Source organism: Lacinutrix sp. MEBiC02595 (assembly GCF_053601555.1).
Window position 1 is genome coordinate 45,593 of the sequence record NZ_JBSHNU010000180.1, and the last position, 19,004, is coordinate 64,596.

19 protein-coding genes are annotated in these 19,004 nt (G+C 31.6%); 11 read left to right on the forward strand and 8 right to left on the reverse strand.

The features are described from left to right. Positions 1-15: 15 nt before the first annotated feature. The 7 genes from ACVCZW_RS03970 (at position 16) to ACVCZW_RS04000 (ending at position 8,356) form a co-directional block, all read left to right on the forward strand. Positions 16-639, forward strand: a complete 624-nt coding sequence (locus tag ACVCZW_RS03970) for a DUF2238 domain-containing protein (protein ID WP_452229151.1) — start codon at positions 16-18, stop codon at positions 637-639. Between the two features lie 83 nt (positions 640-722). After that, the gene (locus ACVCZW_RS03975; protein ID WP_452229150.1) at positions 723-1,199 is read left to right on the forward strand and encodes a Dps family protein; all 477 of its coding nucleotides are present in this window, start codon (positions 723-725) and stop codon (positions 1,197-1,199) included. 209 nt (positions 1,200-1,408) lie between these two features. Continuing rightward, on the forward strand, positions 1,409-2,062 hold the full coding sequence (locus ACVCZW_RS03980) for a BON domain-containing protein (RefSeq protein WP_452229149.1): 654 nt from the start codon (positions 1,409-1,411) through the stop codon (positions 2,060-2,062). Between the two features lie 173 nt (positions 2,063-2,235). Next, positions 2,236-2,889 (forward strand): BON domain-containing protein, encoded by a 654-nt coding sequence (locus ACVCZW_RS03985; RefSeq protein WP_452231700.1) that lies wholly within the window; start codon positions 2,236-2,238, stop codon positions 2,887-2,889. A gap of 231 nt (positions 2,890-3,120) precedes the next feature. After that, complete coding sequence (locus ACVCZW_RS03990) at positions 3,121-4,881, forward strand: APC family permease (protein ID WP_452229147.1); 1,761 nt, start codon at positions 3,121-3,123, stop codon at positions 4,879-4,881. A gap of 81 nt (positions 4,882-4,962) precedes the next feature. Beyond that, positions 4,963-7,467, forward strand: coding sequence for a cation-translocating P-type ATPase (locus ACVCZW_RS03995; RefSeq protein ID WP_452231701.1), 2,505 nt, complete (start codon positions 4,963-4,965; stop codon positions 7,465-7,467). Between the two features lie 124 nt (positions 7,468-7,591). Next, a complete protein-coding gene (locus ACVCZW_RS04000; protein ID WP_452231702.1) occupies positions 7,592-8,356 on the forward strand; it encodes an exodeoxyribonuclease III in 765 nt (254 codons plus the stop codon). 14 nt (positions 8,357-8,370) lie between these two features. Here the strand turns inward: ACVCZW_RS04000 and ACVCZW_RS04005 are convergent, their stop codons facing one another. From ACVCZW_RS04005 to ACVCZW_RS04020, 4 genes are all read right to left on the reverse strand, one after another. Beyond that, the gene (locus ACVCZW_RS04005) at positions 8,371-8,730 is read right to left on the reverse strand and encodes a hypothetical protein (RefSeq protein WP_452229144.1); all 360 of its coding nucleotides are present in this window, start codon (positions 8,728-8,730) and stop codon (positions 8,371-8,373) included. A gap of 87 nt (positions 8,731-8,817) precedes the next feature. After that, positions 8,818-9,225: a hypothetical protein gene (locus tag ACVCZW_RS04010; RefSeq protein ID WP_452229143.1), complete on the reverse strand. Its 408-nt coding sequence runs from the start codon at positions 9,223-9,225 to the stop codon at positions 8,818-8,820. Between the two features lie 37 nt (positions 9,226-9,262). Further along, positions 9,263-10,042: an RNA polymerase sigma factor gene (locus tag ACVCZW_RS04015; protein ID WP_452229142.1), complete on the reverse strand. Its 780-nt coding sequence runs from the start codon at positions 10,040-10,042 to the stop codon at positions 9,263-9,265. Between the two features lie 134 nt (positions 10,043-10,176). Then, positions 10,177-10,665, reverse strand: coding sequence for a hypothetical protein (locus ACVCZW_RS04020; protein WP_452229141.1), 489 nt, complete (start codon positions 10,663-10,665; stop codon positions 10,177-10,179). 187 nt (positions 10,666-10,852) lie between these two features. Between ACVCZW_RS04020 and ACVCZW_RS04025 the strand changes: the two genes are divergently transcribed. Genes ACVCZW_RS04025 through ACVCZW_RS04035 form a run of 3 tightly spaced genes read left to right on the forward strand, consistent with a single transcriptional unit; the run spans position 10,853 to position 11,743 of the window. Further along, on the forward strand, positions 10,853-11,179 hold the full coding sequence (locus ACVCZW_RS04025) for a YtxH domain-containing protein (protein ID WP_452229140.1): 327 nt from the start codon (positions 10,853-10,855) through the stop codon (positions 11,177-11,179). Positions 11,180-11,181: 2 nt separating this feature from the next. After that, positions 11,182-11,541, forward strand: coding sequence for a hypothetical protein (locus tag ACVCZW_RS04030; protein WP_452231703.1), 360 nt, complete (start codon positions 11,182-11,184; stop codon positions 11,539-11,541). Next, complete coding sequence (locus ACVCZW_RS04035; protein WP_452229138.1) at positions 11,531-11,743, forward strand: DUF6327 family protein; 213 nt, start codon at positions 11,531-11,533, stop codon at positions 11,741-11,743. The genes ACVCZW_RS04030 and ACVCZW_RS04035 overlap by 11 nt, the downstream gene beginning before the upstream one ends. 42 nt (positions 11,744-11,785) lie before the next feature. On the opposite strand, the gene ACVCZW_RS04040 is transcribed toward ACVCZW_RS04035, so the two are convergent. The 4 genes from ACVCZW_RS04040 to ACVCZW_RS04055 form a co-directional block, all read right to left on the reverse strand. Next, on the reverse strand, positions 11,786-12,856 hold the full coding sequence (locus tag ACVCZW_RS04040; RefSeq protein WP_452231704.1) for a response regulator: 1,071 nt from the start codon (positions 12,854-12,856) through the stop codon (positions 11,786-11,788). Next, positions 12,849-15,620, reverse strand: coding sequence for a PAS domain S-box protein (locus ACVCZW_RS04045; RefSeq protein WP_452231705.1), 2,772 nt, complete (start codon positions 15,618-15,620; stop codon positions 12,849-12,851). The genes ACVCZW_RS04040 and ACVCZW_RS04045 overlap by 8 nt, the downstream gene beginning before the upstream one ends. Before the next feature lie 54 nt (positions 15,621-15,674). After that, positions 15,675-16,742, reverse strand: a complete 1,068-nt coding sequence (locus ACVCZW_RS04050; RefSeq protein ID WP_452229135.1) for a mechanosensitive ion channel family protein — start codon at positions 16,740-16,742, stop codon at positions 15,675-15,677. A gap of 73 nt (positions 16,743-16,815) precedes the next feature. Further along, positions 16,816-17,583 carry a patatin-like phospholipase family protein gene (locus ACVCZW_RS04055; RefSeq protein WP_452229134.1) on the reverse strand — a complete coding sequence of 256 codons (768 nt, stop codon included), beginning with the start codon at positions 17,581-17,583 and terminating at the stop codon, positions 16,816-16,818. 567 nt (positions 17,584-18,150) lie between these two features. On the opposite strand from ACVCZW_RS04055, the gene ACVCZW_RS04060 reads away from it, so the two are divergent. Further along, positions 18,151-18,999: a hypothetical protein gene (locus ACVCZW_RS04060; protein ID WP_452229133.1), complete on the forward strand. Its 849-nt coding sequence runs from the start codon at positions 18,151-18,153 to the stop codon at positions 18,997-18,999. The last annotated feature ends 5 nt before the right edge of the window (positions 19,000-19,004 follow it).

Sequence of the window (19,004 nt, forward strand, 5' to 3'; positions counted from 1 at the left end):
AAGAATTATTTTAAAATGAAAATATATAGCAGTGTTATAACTGTAATCGGACATACACTTTTTTGGTTAAGTTTGTTATTTGGTATCGTTTGGGTAAATTCCCTAATTGGTACAACAGACATTAAAAATTGGGGTATAGAAAATACGTTAACCGTTATTGCACTGCTTTTTTTAATTTTCACCTATTCGAAGTATCGTTTTAGCAATTATAGCTATTTTTTAATCTGTATTTTCCTTTGTCTACACGTGTATGGTTCGAAATATACCTATGCCGAAAACCTCTTTGGATATTGGCTGCAAGAGGTATTTCATTCTTCAAGAAATCATTATGACAGATTAGTACATTTTAGTTTTGGCTTGCTATTGTATTATCCTTTACAGGAATGCCTTTCCAAATGGCTTAAAATCTCAAGGTATTTAGCATTAAGAATTCCAATTTTAATTATTCTTTCGGCAAGTGCTTTATATGAAATTATAGAATGGTTAGTGGCTACCGTATTTTTTGTAGAAGAAGGCATTTCTTATCTAGGCACACAAGGAGATGTATGGGATTCGCAAAAGGATATGTCTGTAGCATTTTTAGGTGTTGTATTTGCTGCTATCGTATATCCTATCTATTCCGTATTAAAAAAATCTTAAAAATAGTCTATACTGACCTAGGTCATAATAATTATTTCATGCATCCAATACCTTTACCCAATAATTAATTAAAAATCACAAAGATGAAAACACCAAACATAGGAATTTCAGCAGAAAACAGACAAGCCATAGCAGATCAATTATCAAAAATATTAGCAGACGAATTTATATTATATTCAAAGACTTTAAACTTTCATTGGAATATTGAAGGTCCAGATTTTCATGCTGTACATCTTTATCTGGAAACATTATACGAAGAGCAACAAGAGGTTGTAGATACCGTAGCAGAAAAAATACGTATGATAGGTCATTATGTACCTGCAACTTTAGCAAAGTATTTAGAATTAACTCATCTCACCGAAAAAACAAAAGGTAAAAACGATAGCCAAAGTATCTTTGCAGAACTGCTAGAAGATCATGAAAGCATTATCGTTTTTATTCGAGAAGAAATAAAACCTATTGCAGAAAAATGGGGGGCAGACGGTATTAGTGATTACATCACAGGACTTATGGAACAACACGAAAAAACGGCCTGGATGTTACGATCACATTTAAAATAAGTAGTATGAATTTATACCTGTAATTCTATTAAAAACCCGAATGGTTTATGCTGTTCGGGTTTTTAATATTTAGATCTTTAATTCCGAAATAAAATCCCTTTGTTAAAGTTTTCAGAAAAAAAAAGCAGACTGATATAGGTCAGCGTCAGTGTTTTATATGGAATATATCTTTGTTGTATAATAATTGTTTAATTTAAATCATAGAAATTATGAGAACAGATTTAAGTATTAAAGAAGACATCTTAGACGAATTAGAATGGCAACCAAGTATTGATGAAACCCAAATTGGAGTCGTTGTAAAAGATGGTATTGTAACACTAACAGGAACTGTAAATAGTTATGTTAAAAAACGTGAGGCAGAAAAAGCTGCTAAAAGTGTAGTGGGTGTTAAGGCTGTAGCCGAAGAGATTGAGGTGCAATACAGTACTTCATCACACAAATCGGATACAGAAATAGCTACAGCTGCAGTCAACGCTTTAAAATGGAATATTTCGGTGCCTTCTAACAAAATTGAAGTTAAAGTAGAAGATGGTTGGGTCTATCTAGCGGGTGAAGTGATGTGGGATTTTGAGAAAAATGCGGCTAAAAAAGCGGTTGAAAATCTATCCAGCGTAAAATATGTAGTAAATAATATTACATTAAAAAACACCGTGGAAGCCGAAAATATTAAAGAAAAAATTAAAAAAGCATTCGAACGTTCTGCAGATATTGATTCTAAAGGTATTACGGTGAAAACCGAAGGTCATAATGTTAAATTGACTGGTAAAGTACATTCCTTAAAAGAAAAAGATGATGCAAGAAGAACCGCTTTTTATGCACCAGGAGTATGGAGTGTGGAAAATGAGTTGGAAGTGGAGTATTAGTATTTTAAAGTATAAAAAATAATTATAGTATTTTTTATAAGGAATCACCCTAACACCATTCGATGTGCTAGGGTGATTTTTTTTTAGCACTGACTTGCATCATTACAGGATATCTTGAACTGTAGTAATTTTAGACTAAATTAAGAATCAAACCCTTTTAAAGTATATGGATTATGAAAACAGATTTAGAAATTAAAAACGACGTTTTATCCGAATTATCGTGGTTACCAAATATAGATGAAACCGAAATTGGCGTAACCGTAAACAAAGGTATTGTAACACTTGTCGGAATTGTAAGTGACTTACCCAAAAAGACAACAATTGAAGATGCAATTAAACGCATATCTGGAGTGAAAGCTGTCGCAGAAGAGATTACTGTAAAATATACGGATAGCGATAAAAAGTCGGATGTAGAAATAGCAAAAGCCGCAATAAATGCTTTAGAGTGGAATGCATCTGTACCTTCAGAAGAAATTATTGTAACAGTAGAAGATGGGAAAATTTCTCTAACAGGTGAATTAGAATGGCCTTATCAAAAAAGTTTTGCGAAAAGAACTATTGAGCATTTGTGCGGTGTAAAGGAAGTGGTAAATCATATTCATTTAAAACCTAAAGTAACTCCGAAGGATATAGAAAATCAAATAAAAAAAGCATTTGCTCGTTCGGCAAATATAGATGCCAAAAATATTAGTGTAGCTATTGATAATCAAAAAGTAATATTATTGGGTGTCGTGCATTCTATTAAGGAAAAAGAGGATGCAGAAATGATAGCTTATAATGCGTCAGGAATTAATAAGGTGCGCAATGAATTGGAAGTAGATTATTAGCCAATGTATAAATAATATAGCAGTCGAGAAAACAAGTAATCCATTAACCATAAAACCGTAAAATACTTAAAAGAGAATTTTATAGATAAAAATAAACTAGGAATCTTTACAGGAAAAGGGTTTTGTAAATATCTGAATCCTGCGTTTATGGATTCCTGTTTTTTAAAATAAAGCGGCATTCTTTTTCATTATACGTAGACAAAGGTAGAGTAGTTTTAAGTACAAGTGCTTATGAAAAAACATAAAAAACTAAGTGAATTAGCAGCAACCGCTATATGCGGTAATGATATTAGCTCCTCCGTATTATATGTGTCTGCATTAGCGATCGCTTTTGCTGGACAATATGCTTGGATTACATTACTTATTGTGTCTTTGGTTCTCTTTTTATTTCGAAAAATTTATGGAGAAGTGGTTGGCGCATTACCTTTAAATGGAGGAGCTTACAACGCTTTATTAAATACAACAAGTAAGTTTATGGCCTCTTTTGCGGCCACATTAACCTTGTTGTCTTATATGGCGACAGCTGTTATTTCGGCTAATGAAGCGATTCATTATTTGCATCATTTAGTACCTGCGATTTCTATTATAATTGCGACTATTGTTCTTCTTAGTTTTTTTGGAGCTCTAACCATTGTAGGTGTTTCGGAATCTTCTAAAGTAGCTATTGTGATTTTTCTTTTTCACTTGCTATCTTTTGTGGTATTAAGTGGTTTTATTATTTTCTTTTTGATTAATAATGGCGTTGGTTTATTTATAGAAAATTGGCATTTGCCTACGACTTCAGGAAGTATAACGAAAGCTATTTTTCTAGGTTTTGCAGCTTCTATGTTAGGCGTTTCTGGATTTGAAAGTTCAGCGAATTTTGTAGAAGAACAACAAAAAGGCGTGTTTCCAAAAACACTTAAAAATATGTGGATTGTAGTAAGTGTACTAAATCCGTTAACGGCATTATTTGCATTATCATTATTTGCAATACCTTTATTACAAAGTGATGCGTATCAAAACACGCTTTTAATAGAAATGGCTTCTCATGTTGGCGGTAATTGGTTAGCAATCTTAATTAGTGTAGATGCATTTTTGGTGCTTAGTGGAGCAGTACTAACTAGTTTTGTTGGTGTTTCTGGATTGTTGGAAAGAATGGCTTTGGATAGAATTTTACCTCAATTTTTTCTAAAGAAAAATAAAAGAGGAAGTTCTTACCGTATTATACTTGTTTTCTTAATCTTAACCATTTCCGTTTTACTTATAACCAAAGGGGATGTCAAACTATTAGCAGGGGTTTACACCATTTCTTTTTTATCGGTAATGACATTATTCGGAATTGGTAATGTACTTCTTAAAGTGAAAAGAAATAGCTTGCCACGTCCTGAAAAAGCAAGTTGGATTGCCATACTTATTGCTATTAGTGCTGTTGTTGTAGCGTTGATTGGTAATATTGTCATGCCAGCAATAGAAGGTGCTCCTAGTAATATAGCCGTCTTTTTAGATTATTTTATTCCTGCCATTATTTTTACAACCATAATGCTAAATAGAACCCTTTTATTAAAAGTGCTGTTAAAAATAATCCATACGGTTTTTGATCCGGTTCGTAGTTTTGTAATGAAAACAGATAGTAAAATATTGCAGGTAATCGATACCATTAACTCTCAGGAGTTTGTCTATTTTACAAAGGATGACGATGTAGAGACATTAAATAAAGTGTTGCTATATATTCAGCGAAATGAACATACAAAAAAATTGAAAGTAGTTACTGCAACTAAAAATGGTAATCTAATTACCGAGCAATTTAGGAACGATATTGATGTAGTGGATAGAGAATATCCTTTAATTAAAATCGAGTTTATAGAACTAGATGTTAATTTCGGACCAGAACTAATTACTAAATTATCTAAAGAGTGGAATATTCCAATTAACTTTATGTTTATCGGTTCACCAGGAGATCATTTTCCTTATAAAATTGAAGAATTGGGTGGTGTACGATTAATCATTTGATGTAAGGTTCAGTGTAAAAATATTCAAATCTTAAAAACGAATGTTTTACATTTATAAAATACTATTTTCTCGAAAATTTAAATGCAAACAAATAACTTTAACATAAAAGGATTAACGGATAAAGAAGTGCTAGCAGCACGATCTAAGTATGGCTATAATAAACTGGAAGCTAAAAAAGAGTATCCATTTTTTGAAGCTATTAAAAGTTTGGTAAAAGAACCTATGGTTATTTTATTATTGGTCGCTTCTTCCATTTACTTTATTAGTGGAAATATAGGAGACGGTATATTTCTAACGGCAGCTACAGTAATTGTAGCAGCTATTTCTTTATACCAAGATTCTAGAAGTCGCAATGCTTTAGAAAAACTAAAAACTTTTTCAGAACCAAAATGTAAAGTCATTCGTAATGGCAAAACCGAAGATATAAAAAGTGAATTATTAGTTGTTGGTGATCGTCTTATTGTAGAAGAAGGAGGAACTGTTGCCGCAGATGGAATTATTGTGCATTCCAATGATTTTTCGGTAAATGAATCTATTCTAACCGGAGAATCTTTATCCGTTTATAAAGACAAAACAAAAGTAGACCATCAGGTATATCAAGGAACATTAGTTTCTGGCGGATTAGCTATTGTTACGGTTACTGCGATAGGTAGTGAAACGCAATTAGGGAAAATAGGAAAAAGCTTAGAGGGAATACAAAAAGAAAAAACGCCATTAGAAGTACAGATTAACAATTTTGTAAAAAAAATGGCTATCATTGGAGCTGTTGTTTTTATAATTGTTTGGGCCATTAATTATTATCATTCTCACAATATATTAGATAGTCTACTGAAAGCTTTGACGTTAGCTATGAGTATTTTACCGGAAGAGATTCCAGTGGCTTTTGCTACGTTTATGGCTATGGGAGCATGGCGATTAATGAAATTGGGGGTTATCGTAAAACAAATAAAAACGGTGGAAACTTTAGGTAGTGCTACTGTTATTTGTACCGATAAAACGGGGACTATAACTGAAAACAGAATGAGTCTCGCGAGACTTTATACGTTGTCTTCTAACAAAATATTCAAATTAGAAGATCATTTAGGTACTGCTGAAAAAGAACTGATTAAAATATCCATGTGGGCAAGTGAACCCATTCCTTTCGATGCTATGGAAATAGCATTGCATACTGCTTATAAAAACACGAGTAAGATAGATGAACGTTCGCAATTTGCGCTTGTACACGAATATCCTTTAGGCGGAAAACCACCTATGATGACGCATGTATTTGAAAATAATCAAGGAAATCGAATTATTGCAGCAAAAGGAGCACCGGAAGCACTAATGGATATTTCAAATCTTTCCACTATAGAAAAGGAATATATAAATAATGCAATTAAAACCATAACAGCAGAAGGATATCGTGTATTGGGAGTTGCCGAAACTCATTTTAAAGGAGACAATTATCCTGAAAAACAGCAAGATTTTCAATTTGAATTTAAAGGAATCGTCGCTTTTTACGATCCACCAAAGAAAAATATAGCATCGGTATTTGAAAATTTTCGTTTGGCAGGAATAAAGGTAAAAATTATTACTGGTGACAATGCATTAACCACTAAAGCTATTGCCAAAGAAATTGGATTCAAAGGTTTTGAAAAAAGTATATCTGGCGACGAATTAATGCAACTTAATGCAGCGGAATTACAACAAAAAGTAGAAGATACTACCATATTTACAAGAATGTTTCCGCAAGCGAAACTAAAAATCATCAATGCTTTAAAAGCCAATAATGAAATTGTTGCCATGACTGGTGATGGCGTTAATGACGGACCTGCTTTAAAAGCGGCACATATTGGTATTGCTATGGGGAAAAAAGGAACTGAAATAGCTAAACAAGCAGCGTCGTTAATTCTATTGGAAGATGATTTATCTAAAATGGTAGATGCCATTGCTATGGGCAGAAGAATTTATGCCAATCTAAAAAAGGCAATTCAGTATATTATTTCTATCCATATACCAATTATTTTAACCGTTTTTATTCCCTTAGCATTGGGTTGGGAATTTCCAAATATATTTTATCCGGTACATATTATTTTTTTAGAATTAATTATGGGACCAACATGCTCTATTATTTATGAAAATGAACCGATAGAAAAAAATAGTATGCTTCAAAAACCGCGTCCGTTTACGGTTACTTTTTTTAACGGAAAAGAATTAACCACCAGCATTATGCAAGGTGTAATGATTACATTGGGAGTGCTCATGGTATATCAATATGGCATACAGTATGAGTATAGCGAAGCGCTTACGCGTAGCATGGTTTTTACCACATTAATCGCTGCTAATATATTTCTAACCTTGGTTAATCGGTCTTTTTATTATTCCGTTTTAACGACCTTAAAATATAAAAACAACCTAGTGCCTTTAATTATTGGTATTACCATTGTTATTACGGCTGCATTACTTTTTATAACACCATTCACAAACTTCTTTAGCTTTGAAACCTTAAACCTTCCGCAATTATTAATTAGCGCAGCAACAGGTTTTTTCGCTGTAATTTGGTACGAAGCTGTAAAATGGTATAAACGTAAACAAGATCAAAAATAAAATAGACTTACATTACTTTTGGGCATTAGGACTAAAAGTGTCTTTAGGTCTAATAATTAGAAGTGATGTAGTATAAAATAAATTGGAAGTAGTCTGTTAAACTAAAAAAAAAATAATACGCTATATGAAAATTATTTCCTGGAATGTAAATGGTATAAGAGCGATAGTCAAGAAAGATTTTTTGGAATCTATAGCAATTTTAAACCCAGATATTTTGTGCTTACAAGAAACAAAAGCGCAGGATAATGAGGTGGAAAAAGCGCTGTTATCTTTGAGTGGCTATAAACAGTATTATAATTCGGCAGAAAAAAAAGGATATTCTGGTACAGCTATTTTGAGTAAAACGAAACCGTTATCTGTTCTTAATGATATCAATATTTCAGAACATGATACCGAAGGAAGAGTGCAATGTGCAGCATATGAAGATTTTTATTTGGTAAACGTGTATGTGCCTAATGCTGGGCAGCAATTAGCGCGATTAGAATATAGGCAGCAATGGGATGCTGATTTTTTTAAGTATTTAAAAGATTTGGAGAAAAGAAAACCAGTTATTGTTTGTGGTGATTTTAATGTTGCGCATAAAGCAATCGATTTAAAGAACGATGTGTCTAATTACAATAAAACAGCTGGTTATACACAAATTGAAATAGACGGAATGGATCGTTTTATTGATTCTGGATTTGTAGATAGCTATAGATATTTACATCCCAACACTGTTGCGTATACCTTTTGGAGTTATCGCTTTAAGTCTAGAGAACGTAATACAGGATGGCGAATTGATTATTTTTTGATAAGTAATTCCTTTGTAGATAAAATAAAATCCTCCAAAATATTAACCGAATACTATGGTTCAGATCATTGCCCAATTAGCCTAGAAATCGCTTTGTGAAACACTTTCGTTTTCTAGTTTGCTTCATTAAGGAATTCTTTTAAAACATCTACTTGAAAGCGTCCTACAAGAGGTAAACTTTTATTTGCATTTAATATTACCAAGCCATATCCCAAATGAGAAAGTTTACAATCTTGAATGATTTCTTCATTTATTCCGCTATAGACCGGCATAAAATGTTTATTTGTTTCCATACCAGAAGTTTTTGCGATAGTAATAGCTGTTGCTACTGCATCTGTAATTTGGTCTGGAGATAAACCTTTTTTTAAAAGATCACTCGCTAAATGTGTCATGTGCAAACTGTGATATAAATCCATGAAATTATGAATTGCATCTGCCTCTCTATAATTTTTTGTATAAATTAACACTTCCATACTGGTTGTTTTTGTTGGTTTTTTTAAGAAAAAGAACTACTGAAGAATGCTCTTTATTTGGAATGCATTCTTCAGTAGTAGTATTTATTATAAGACTTTAGCGTAATCAAAAACAATTCTTTTGAATGTTTTAAAATCTTGTGCAAAAGTGTTTATTCTAGATAAAAGCTGTTGATGTTTTTCTCTGTAATCATTATCCGATAGTCCTTTTTCTGCCAGCTCAATTTTAGATAATAACTGTTCGTGTTCTACAACGCTTTCTCTTAAATCGTCGCATAAATCAGCGTGTACTTTATCCAGGTTTTTTAACATACTTTCGTATTCTGAATTATTTTTTGCTGCGGTTTCTTTTTTCTTTAATAAATCATTAAAAAATTTAATTTCATCTTTCCAAAAATCAATGGTATCTAACCATTCTCTACTTTCAAAGTGTAAAACATCTAGTCCTGCACCAAGTAAATATTGTGTTTTCGGATTTGTAGCTACGGTATTCATAATGGTATATTTAATTTTTGTTATTTATAAAAAGGATTTATTCCTGAAGGGAGTATCTATTGAAAAAACTGACTTGGATCGCTTTTTTAGCATCTTTTAAAAGTTGTTTTACTTCTTCTACTGTATTTTTTCGTATTTGTGCAATTTCTTCCAACTCTAGCTGTTGCATTGTAGATAGTTCAAAGACATTACGCATAGCATATGGTAAATTGTGTAACACCATTTGGATATGGTTTTTAATTTCTTCAGCACTTAAATCTGCATCTATTTTTTCAATCCAACCTTTTTCCTTATTCTCAATAAATACATGGTTTAACGTATAATCATTATGATTGTAAGACCTGTCATCAAATTCTTCAATCAGTCGTAAATGGCCATCACCTTCTGCATCCGAGCTATACTTCTCTTGCATTGCATCCCATTCTGGTCTAGAATAGTCATCAATATTTTTAAAGAAAAAATCGTCAAACGCTTCTTCTACAACAATATCATCTAACAAAGCATTGGTTTTTTTATATAACCATAGATAGAAGTATTCCTCTTTTTCAACCTCTTCTATATGGTCGTAAATTTCAATAAATAACTGATCTATTATATCGTCAGCTTTATACTTGTTTTTTGAGAAATCACCTTTTCGAATAGCAGTATTTAATTGTGTATTAACATACTGTCTTATTTGAGGCATTATTTTTAGTACTAATGCATTAAATGATGTTTGATCTCCTTCTTTTTTTAATTCAATTAAATTTGTATAGGATTTTGTTACGAATAGTCGGAACTCCTTTTTATTTTCGAAATATGAAACATTTGTTTTCATGATATAGGTCTTAATAAGTTATATGTAAAGGTGGAAACTTAACAGGTATTATAAAATGACTTAGGTCAGCTCTGTGAAAAATATAAAACATTAATTGTTACGGTTTGATTCATAATCACTTAAAAACATAAGTTTTAAGTGCCCTTGAAGTGTCTTTTTAATAGGTCTTCTGTTCCTTTTTCGAAGCCTCTTAGTATAATTAAATAGTTTCCAAGTTGCAATGCTTTTAAAGACATTGTAGCACTTTCTTGATCAATTCCCACACCTCTTAAAATACCATAAGGACCAGTTAGCATGGCTCCAATTTCTTTGCGCTCTATTTCTTGTAAAAACATAGATACAAGAAATCCTGTAATAAAAATAGTGCCAATTTCAGGATTAGAAAGAATGCCAAAATCTATTGGATATGCAAATAGTGCCTTGCATTTTTTTTCCATTTCATTTTCTAAAGCGATTTGTTTTTTTCTATCCTCCAAATAATCGGGATTAAACTTCCCAATAATAGATACTTGCACGTCTTTATTTTGTGAAAGTTTCAATGCTTTTATTGTCTTTTCTATTTGCTGAAAATTTGGATATGATTTTAAAAAAACGCGCTTTTGGTTTGTTTCTTTAGTTTTCATTAATAACTACTTATTGTTCGTCTAAATTAATAATAACGGGATATAAAAGTGCTGATTTAAATCATACCGAAAATTTTTATCTGCGGATTAATTTTTGAATACATTGACCTAGGTCATTATTCCTATGCATTTGTTGGATTAATTTTGAGGTATAGAAATTAATTTATTAATCTTTAAATATAAAATTATGTCAAGTACTAAAGAAAATACATTTTTAGCATTATTAGCAGGAGCTGCTATAGGAGCAGGAATTGGTGTTTTATACGCGCCAGATAAAGGTACCAAAACAAGAAAAAAAATTAAACAAAAAGCGGAAGACACACAACATGATATTTCCGAACGTGTATCTCATGCCAAAGCAGACCTTACTAGATCTATAAATGAAAAAAAAATAGAAATGAAAGAAAAGTTAGATGAAACTATTTCTCATATGAACGGAAGGGCTGAAGACATCATTTCTAGTTTAGAACAAAAGTTGGAAGAACTAAAAAAAATGGAGCCTCAAAATAAATAATTATGGCTTTTGAAAAATGGATAGAAAACGTATTAGAAACCGATGTTCATATACACTCGTATTTAAAAAGTAGTGAAGATTATGTGAAGCTTAAGAGTTTTAAAGTACTTATGTTAGGGATTTCTTACCTCACTAAGGTTTTGGTTATTGGAGCCTTAGTATGTATCACTTTGCTAATATTGTCTTTTGCTCTAGCCTTTAAGCTGTCACAAGTTTTAGATAATACGTTCTATGGGTTTTTAATTGTTGGTTTATTTTACATATTAGTGGTACTAGTTGTTTATTTTTTAAGAGATTGTTTTAATGGTCCACTATTGAGAAAGTTTTCAAAAAAATATTTTATAACAGAGGATGAAAAATAGTTACAATTCATTTGCAGAAATAGATCAGCAGCTAAAAATTATAAGCTTGCAAAAACAGATTTATAAACAGTATATAAAACGCGATTTAAAAAGCGTTAAAGGAAGTTTTAACGCTGTTAATATTAAAGAAGAATTGAAAAGTTCTTTACAAGAGCAGTTACTTCGTTTTATACTTAATAATTGGATTAAAAAGTTTAGATAAAAAAAAGAGTTTTACTAATTATAGTAAAACTCTTTTTTTCTATTACCCGAATTCTGCAACTTGTTTTAAACTTTCTTTATCTAATAAAACAAGCCTTCTATTTGTTTCTACATCAATTAATCCTTCATGTTTAAATGCGGTTAGCATTCGTATTGCTGTTTCGGTTGCTGTACCAATTAGTCCCGCAAAATCTTCTCTAGGAATACTAATACCTATATGCTCATTGTCTTTTATTAGTCCTTTATTATCTAACTCTAATAGTGCTTTAGCAGTTCTTTTACGCACAGTAGAGTAGGCCATGTCTACTAAATGCTCTTGCATATCTATAAAGTTGTTAGAGATGATACCTATAAATTTATTAGATACTTCTTTATTATCATATAAGAGTTTTGTAAAGTCTGCTTTTGGGATGCCGCAAATCTCAGCATCTTCTATTACACTTGCTGTTTCTATGTATAAACCTGTATCTCCAAGTAGCGATAATTGCCCTATAAATTCTCCTGCACCATATAAACCTGTAACAAATTCTTTTCCAGATTCTGTGGTTCTATACGTTTTTACGTTTCCACTTTGTATAAAATATAAATGATGTGCGGCAGATCCTTCCGTGAAGATACAGGTTTTGTTTTTATACTTTTCGAGATAACGATCTTTAGATAATTCTTCTAATTTTAAATAATCGGAAGCTTCATTGATAAAATCACTAATCCCTGCAATGTTTTTAGAGAACTCTTTCTTTAAGAAGATGCTTTTTTTAATGCGACAAGTGATAGCATCTAATAATTCGTCTTCTTCAAAAGGTTTGGTTAAATAATCATCTACACCAATATTCATTCCTTTTCGGATATCTGTTTTTTCAGATTTAGCAGAGAGAAAGATAAAAGGAATACTTGCTGTTTTAGGATTTTTAGATAAGGTTTCAAAAACACCATATCCATCCAGTTCTGGCATCATAATATCACAAATAATAATATCTGGAAGATGCGCTATTGCTTTTTTAACACCTGTTTTACCATTTTCAGCAGTAATTACCGTGTAGTTCTCTAATTCTAGAATATCTGCTGTATTTTCCCGTACGTCTTGGTTGTCTTCAATTAATAATATTTTATGCATCTTGTTTTTGGTTTAGAGGAAATTCAATGTAGAATGTTGAGCCTTTATTTATTTTACTTTTAAAGTTAATTGTTCCACCCATTAATTCTGTATACTGCTTTACTATATTGAGGCCTAATCCGGTTCCTTCAATATTAGAAGCATTATTTGCACGGTAAAAACGTTGAAACATATTGTTTTGATCTTCTATTGGTATGCCAATACCATGGTCTGAAATTTCTATGCTTATTAACTCTTTTTTAATGGCTATTTTTATATTTATTTCTTGATCTCTTTCAGAGTATTTTATCGCATTAGAAATCAAATTGTACAGAATATGTTTAAACAGTTTGCTATCTAAAAATACCACAATGGAAGCTGGATCGCATTGTAAATTAATTATCTGACCCTCTTTTTTGACGCCTTCAATCTCTTCAATTAACGATTTAGAAAAATCAATTAAATTAAAATACTCTAGACGCGGAATTACTTTCCCTTCTTGTAATTTACTTAAAGATAGAAAGTCATTTAGGATAACGACAAGATTTTTGACATTAGATCTAATTTTACTGACGTATTTAATTCTTTTTTCTTCTTTGCCAGATTCATTTTGTTTTTCAATAAGTATTGCTGAAGATAAAATAGCACTTAAAGGGGTTCTAAACTCATGAGAAGCCATAGAGATAAAACGCGATTTTAGTTCGCTTAACTCTCGTTCTTTTTTAAGCGTATTTAAAATTTCAAGTTCGTTCTCTTTTTGATGTGTGATATTGTGATGAACCATCAGCACTTGATTAATTTTGTTTTCGGAATTGTATAAAGGTGTAGAATTTATTAAATAGGTTCTGTTTTGATATTCTACTTCGAAAGAGCAATGTTGGCCTTGAAACGTGTTTAGAATATTTCGTTTTACTTTTTCCTTTACATCATTAGGAACACCTTCTACATCATCAATTAAGGTTTTTGTACTTGCTAGACCATTAAAACCTAATTCGGCTACTTCTTCTCCTTCCACTAATAAAAGATTAAAATTAGAGTCACAAATGACAACAAATCCCTTTGGGAAGTTTTTAGAAACATTATCCAATAAAAAATTACTTTGTATCACTTTGTTTTCTGTTGCTTTGGTAACTAAAATTTGATCTTCCAAACTTAAATTAGATTCTACTAATTTTTGAACTGTAGTAGTGAGTTCTTTGGTTCGCTCTGCTACTTTTTCTTCTAATTCTATAGTGTATTTACGTAGTTTTTCTTCACTATCTATTAATTTCTCTTCAGCTTTTTTATGCTTGGTGATACTATTGGTAACTCCAATAATACGTTCTGGTTGTCCTTTTTTATTTTTAAAGACTTTTCCTTTTTCATGAAGCCAATGTACAGATTGATCGGGATGTGTTATTCTATATTGTATGGTATAACTACTCGTTTTTTTTATGGCTTCAGCGATCGCTAACTCTACTTGGTTTCTATCTTCCAAATGTATTTTGCTTAGAAAGTCTTTATAATTAGTAGTGTATTCTTCCTTATTCATGCCAAATAACGAATTCTGGAAGGCGTCTCTTACTATTTTATCGGAAAGCAAGTCCCAATGCCAAGAACCAAATTCACCTGCTTCTAATGTTAGCCGAAGTCTTTGTTCATTTTCTAAGATGCTTTTTTCTGCATTTTCACTTTCTGTAATATCTCGTATAATACATAGAAAGTTATTGGTGTCTGTTTTTACTATTCGAGATTCAAAATGAGTCTGCTTACCATTAATATCCAGAGTGTATTCTACAATCTGATTTATTTTTGTTTTATTACAATCAGAAAACCCTTTTCTTATTTTTTCGCAAACTTTTTTTGGAAGTATTTTATCAATATTATGACCTATATGGTCTTGATAAGGAGCTACAAGTGGATAGCCTTCTGGAGAATGCACCTCCAAATGGTTTCCATGTTTATCATATAAAATCACGACATCGGGTAAGGCTTTCAGTATGGCTTGTGTTTTTTCCTTGCTATTTTTTAATTTTATTTCAATTTCCTTGTGTCTTGTAATGTCTTGAATGGTGCCATACATTTCTTTTGGGGTACCTTTGGCATCATATATAGTATAACCTTTTGCTAGAATGTGTCTTATGGTACCATCTGGTCTAATAATTCTTTGTTTGTGTTTGTATTTTGTTTGGTTTTTTATTGCTTTAACTATTGCTTGTACTGTGTTTTTTCTGTCTTCTGGATGAATAAATTCTCTTATAGATTTAGTATTTAATGCTTTATCTCCAGGCGATAGTCCAAGGATTCTATAAAATTCATCAGACCAACTTCTCTCATTCGTTTGAAAATTCCAATACCAATTTCCTAAATGAGCGATTCGTTGCGCTTCTACTAAACGACTTTCGCTTTGTACTAATGCTTGCCTCACGGCTATACGTTTTGTAATATCTATCACAAAAGCAATCACCATTTGCTTATTGTTAATTTTTGTTGGACTTAAGCTTATTTCTAATGGGAACTGAGAGCCGTCTTTTTTTAATCCCCACAAATCTAAATCCTGTCCCATACGCCTTGCGTTTAGACTTTTTCCATATTGGCTTCTATACGATTTGTGCTTTTTTTTAAATTTATCAGGAATAAGATCTTCTACTTTTTTTGTTATCAGCTCATCTGTTTTATAGCCAAACATTTTCTCGATAGCAGGGTTCGCTTTAATAATAACACCAAATTCGTTGCTAATCAAAATCCCTTCCACCGAAGATTGAAAGATGTTTTTAAAAAGGTTGGTGTCTTTTAATGCTTCCATCAGTTTTTATGGTTGTAAATGGTTATTAAATTTGCGCTTTTTATCACTTTTAATTTACTTTAAAGAAATATTTCTTAGGGTTTCTATTTGTCGGATTTTAGGCAGAGATGTAGGATATTTTTCTTGTATAAAAGCAATAAGTTGTTCTCTAATATCACAACGCATACTCCATGTTTCTGATGCATTTTTGGCACTAAAGCTAGCTCTTAATTCCATGGATTTATCATCGCTATTGGTAACTAAAAGGTTGCCTATTTTTTTATCCCAAAAGGGATGGTTTTTTAAAATAGTCATTAATTTTGTTCTTAAAACAGGTACAGGAAACGTGTAGTCTACATACAGAAAAACACTCCCAATTAATTCCGTAGCGTTAAAAGTCCTGTTTACAAATGCATTATCATTAAAATAATTAAGAGGTAAGACCAATCTTCTCCAATCCCAAGTTTTAATAACCACATACGTTAGTGTTATATCTTCTACAGTACCATATTCTCCTTCTATAACAACTTCGTCGTCTATTTTTATGGGTTGTGTAAATGCAATTTGAAAACCAGTGATTAAGTTAGCTATGGATTTTTGAGCGGCAACACCAGCTATAATCCCTATAACTCCGGCAGAAGTTAGTATGGTTGTACCTACTTTGCGTACTCCGGGAATATTCCATAAAATAGCGGCAATAGCAAGCGTAAAAATAATAACAATAGAAAGACTTTTTAAGAAACGGAGTTGTGTCAATACTTTTTTGTCTTTTGTCTTATGGCTTCCGTTAACGGTGAATTTTTCCTTAACTACTTCTTCGAGAGCATTTAGTAAAGCAATTAGTATCCAAGAAATATTAATGATAATTAAGCTTTCCGTAATTTTTTGCCATAAAGAGTTTAATTCTAAAAAAGTAAAAGAACTGTAAATAAATAATAGAGGCAGAAGAAATTTTGCAGGTGCTTTTAAGTGTTTTAGTAACTGTACTTTTAAAACGGTAGGTTTTCTTCGATTAGAAAGTTTAATAAACGAAAATATAATCCATCGAAAAAGAAGTCCTATTAGTACGCAGCATAGAAGGACTAGTAAATACTGGAGCCAAGATTCTAATTGTAGAGATACTATTGTTTTGTTACTATTCATATGAGCTAGCAAAGCTAAAGGAACCTATATGTGTTTAAAATGATTTAGATCATACTTTTAAACAGAAAATAATTTACGTATTAAATATGTTTTTGTTGGCCTCGAGAGCTTTCCTTGTGTTTGTATACCCTAAATTAAAAATGGCGTCTATACTATTCATATCAAAAGTGCCATAGTTAATTAGTTCTTCGGGATATATAATTAAATTGCAATCGGAGAATTTGGACATAGATTCAGAGGCGACCTTAATTTTATAGGCTCTTTCCACGACGCTATACGAGTGTTTTAAATCTTTAATGCTAATTTTTTTTAAAGGATTTACGTATACACCTATGATTTTTTCACAATCTTTTTTTAAAGGTTCTACTGGGAAATTGTTTAAAGTACCACCATCAATGTAGAATTTGCCATTAATCTCTGTTGGTGTGAAAACACCCGGAAAAGAGGCAGAGGCTATAATGGGTTTTATGAGTTGCCCTTTACTAAATATTTTTAATGAACCATCAATGACATTAGCAGCTGTAATAAATAGAGGTTTTTTTAAAGCATCAAAATTGTCGGTAGGAAAATAGGATTTAAGGTCGTCATAAAATTTTGCGGAGTTAATAAACCCTGGCTTATTACGTGCATATCGAGTGGTTTGAAAGATCGATATGTTTTTGAAGAAGTCTAACATTTCAGCCCAACCCACATTAGCGGCATATAAAGCGCCAATAATGGCTCCAGCACTTGTTCCTGATATGTGCGTTGGGGAAATACTGAATTCTTCTAAAGCTTTTATGGCTCCTATATGAGCAGCGCCTCGAGCTCCTCCTCCTGAAAGGACTAAACCTATATTCATTTGTAAGTTCTATTATTTAATATAAAATTAAGACATTGCTTTAAAGTAAAATATGATTAATATCATTGTACTATAAAAATAGTAATAAATACTTTAAGGATGCTTTCTTTTTGCCGTTTCATCTTAGTCTTTTAGCATAGTGTTGATCCACTGTCTTAGTGTTTTTTTTAATTGTTATGGAGTTCGTAATTCACTCTATTCGCTTTCCGTTTTTTCGACTCTTTTGTCTGGTGTCAGATTTTCATTTATGGTATAATCGATTATGTTTTTCAAGTAAACATTATGCGGTTCCTTTCTTTGTAACATTTGTAAATCTGCTTTTTGAATATAAATAATCGAAATACTGCTAAAACACTTACAAATGTTCTAGTAATGCACATATGTATAATGAATACATACTAAAACAGGGTTGTACTATATATTGTTTTAAATATTTTTCTAAATCTATGTTAACCTTTTTGGTAAAATAGTATAAAGAGTTAAAGAATATGTTTTTTAGTTAACGGCATTTTTTTCTATGACAGCATATAAAATCATCTTACAAATAGTAATTAAAATTATATAACTATGACAAAATTATTAAAAAGAGTACTAATAGCCATGTTATTACTAGCTTTCATTGCACCTGTTCAAGCACAAAGAGGATTCATAAAACGTAAAATACGTAATGACATGAAAGAGAAGCACGCGGAACCACAAAGAGAAAAAGGACGTGAAGCTATAAAGGATATTACTTATGAAAATGACAAACGTTATCCTGTTCCGGAAAACCCGGTAAAAGCAACGATGGTTATAGAGACGCGTAGTTTTAAAAAAAATGGAAAGTTAAAAGAAACCATGAACACTAAAATAGTTTTTGGTGAAACTGGTGAATGTATGATAATGAATGAAGGGGATAAAAATGAAACCAGAATGCTTTTCGATTATAAAGGGGTTGCTACTTACATGATTAATCAAAAGGAAAAAACAGCAACTAAAATGCCAATGATAAACTTTAATAAAATGGCCGAAGGAATGGCCCGGAAATATGGGGATTTAGAAGAAGATCATGGCGAATGGGAAAGATCTACGGAAGAAAAAGAGATTAACGGTTTCCATTGTGTTAAATATATTTATTTTAATACAAAGGAAGAGACAAAGGCTCATGTTTGGGTCACCAAAGATATTTCAATAGATTTAAGCGGCAACCATCTTTTTGGAGGACAGGTTAAGGATTTTTCTAAAAAGTATGCGGCTATTAATCCGAAAGAAAAGGAAAATTATCCCGAAGGAATGATGGTGCGTAGTGTTCATTTTGAAAAAAACAAGGAAACACCAAGTATGCAAATGGACTTTACAACTTTAAAGAAAACATCCGACGCTAGCTATTTTGATTTAAGCTCTTATAAAGTTTATGATGTGCTGGATGGCCTGTAAATGGA

What these genes read in the sequence shown, in the direction of transcription:
- ACVCZW_RS03970 (WP_452229151.1), top strand. Translation starts at nt 16, where the DNA reads ATGAAAATATATAGCAGTGTTATAACTGTAATCGGACATACACTTTTT.
- ACVCZW_RS03975 (WP_452229150.1), top strand. Translation starts at nt 723, where the DNA reads ATGAAAACACCAAACATAGGAATTTCAGCAGAAAACAGACAAGCCATA.
- ACVCZW_RS03980 (WP_452229149.1), top strand. Translation starts at nt 1,409, where the DNA reads ATGAGAACAGATTTAAGTATTAAAGAAGACATCTTAGACGAATTAGAA.
- ACVCZW_RS03985 (WP_452231700.1), top strand. Translation starts at nt 2,236, where the DNA reads ATGAAAACAGATTTAGAAATTAAAAACGACGTTTTATCCGAATTATCG.
- ACVCZW_RS03990 (WP_452229147.1), top strand. Translation starts at nt 3,121, where the DNA reads ATGAAAAAACATAAAAAACTAAGTGAATTAGCAGCAACCGCTATATGC.
- ACVCZW_RS03995 (WP_452231701.1), top strand. Translation starts at nt 4,963, where the DNA reads ATGCAAACAAATAACTTTAACATAAAAGGATTAACGGATAAAGAAGTG.
- ACVCZW_RS04000 (WP_452231702.1), top strand. Translation starts at nt 7,592, where the DNA reads ATGAAAATTATTTCCTGGAATGTAAATGGTATAAGAGCGATAGTCAAG.
- ACVCZW_RS04005 (WP_452229144.1), bottom strand. Translation starts at nt 8,730, where the DNA reads ATGGAAGTGTTAATTTATACAAAAAATTATAGAGAGGCAGATGCAATT.
- ACVCZW_RS04010 (WP_452229143.1), bottom strand. Translation starts at nt 9,225, where the DNA reads ATGAATACCGTAGCTACAAATCCGAAAACACAATATTTACTTGGTGCA.
- ACVCZW_RS04015 (WP_452229142.1), bottom strand. Translation starts at nt 10,042, where the DNA reads ATGAAAACAAATGTTTCATATTTCGAAAATAAAAAGGAGTTCCGACTA.
- ACVCZW_RS04020 (WP_452229141.1), bottom strand. Translation starts at nt 10,665, where the DNA reads ATGAAAACTAAAGAAACAAACCAAAAGCGCGTTTTTTTAAAATCATAT.
- ACVCZW_RS04025 (WP_452229140.1), top strand. Translation starts at nt 10,853, where the DNA reads ATGTCAAGTACTAAAGAAAATACATTTTTAGCATTATTAGCAGGAGCT.
- ACVCZW_RS04030 (WP_452231703.1), top strand. Translation starts at nt 11,182, where the DNA reads ATGGCTTTTGAAAAATGGATAGAAAACGTATTAGAAACCGATGTTCAT.
- ACVCZW_RS04035 (WP_452229138.1), top strand. Translation starts at nt 11,531, where the DNA reads ATGAAAAATAGTTACAATTCATTTGCAGAAATAGATCAGCAGCTAAAA.
- ACVCZW_RS04040 (WP_452231704.1), bottom strand. Translation starts at nt 12,856, where the DNA reads ATGCATAAAATATTATTAATTGAAGACAACCAAGACGTACGGGAAAAT.
- ACVCZW_RS04045 (WP_452231705.1), bottom strand. Translation starts at nt 15,620, where the DNA reads ATGGAAGCATTAAAAGACACCAACCTTTTTAAAAACATCTTTCAATCT.
- ACVCZW_RS04050 (WP_452229135.1), bottom strand. Translation starts at nt 16,742, where the DNA reads ATGAATAGTAACAAAACAATAGTATCTCTACAATTAGAATCTTGGCTC.
- ACVCZW_RS04055 (WP_452229134.1), bottom strand. Translation starts at nt 17,583, where the DNA reads ATGAATATAGGTTTAGTCCTTTCAGGAGGAGGAGCTCGAGGCGCTGCT.
- ACVCZW_RS04060 (WP_452229133.1), top strand. Translation starts at nt 18,151, where the DNA reads ATGACAAAATTATTAAAAAGAGTACTAATAGCCATGTTATTACTAGCT.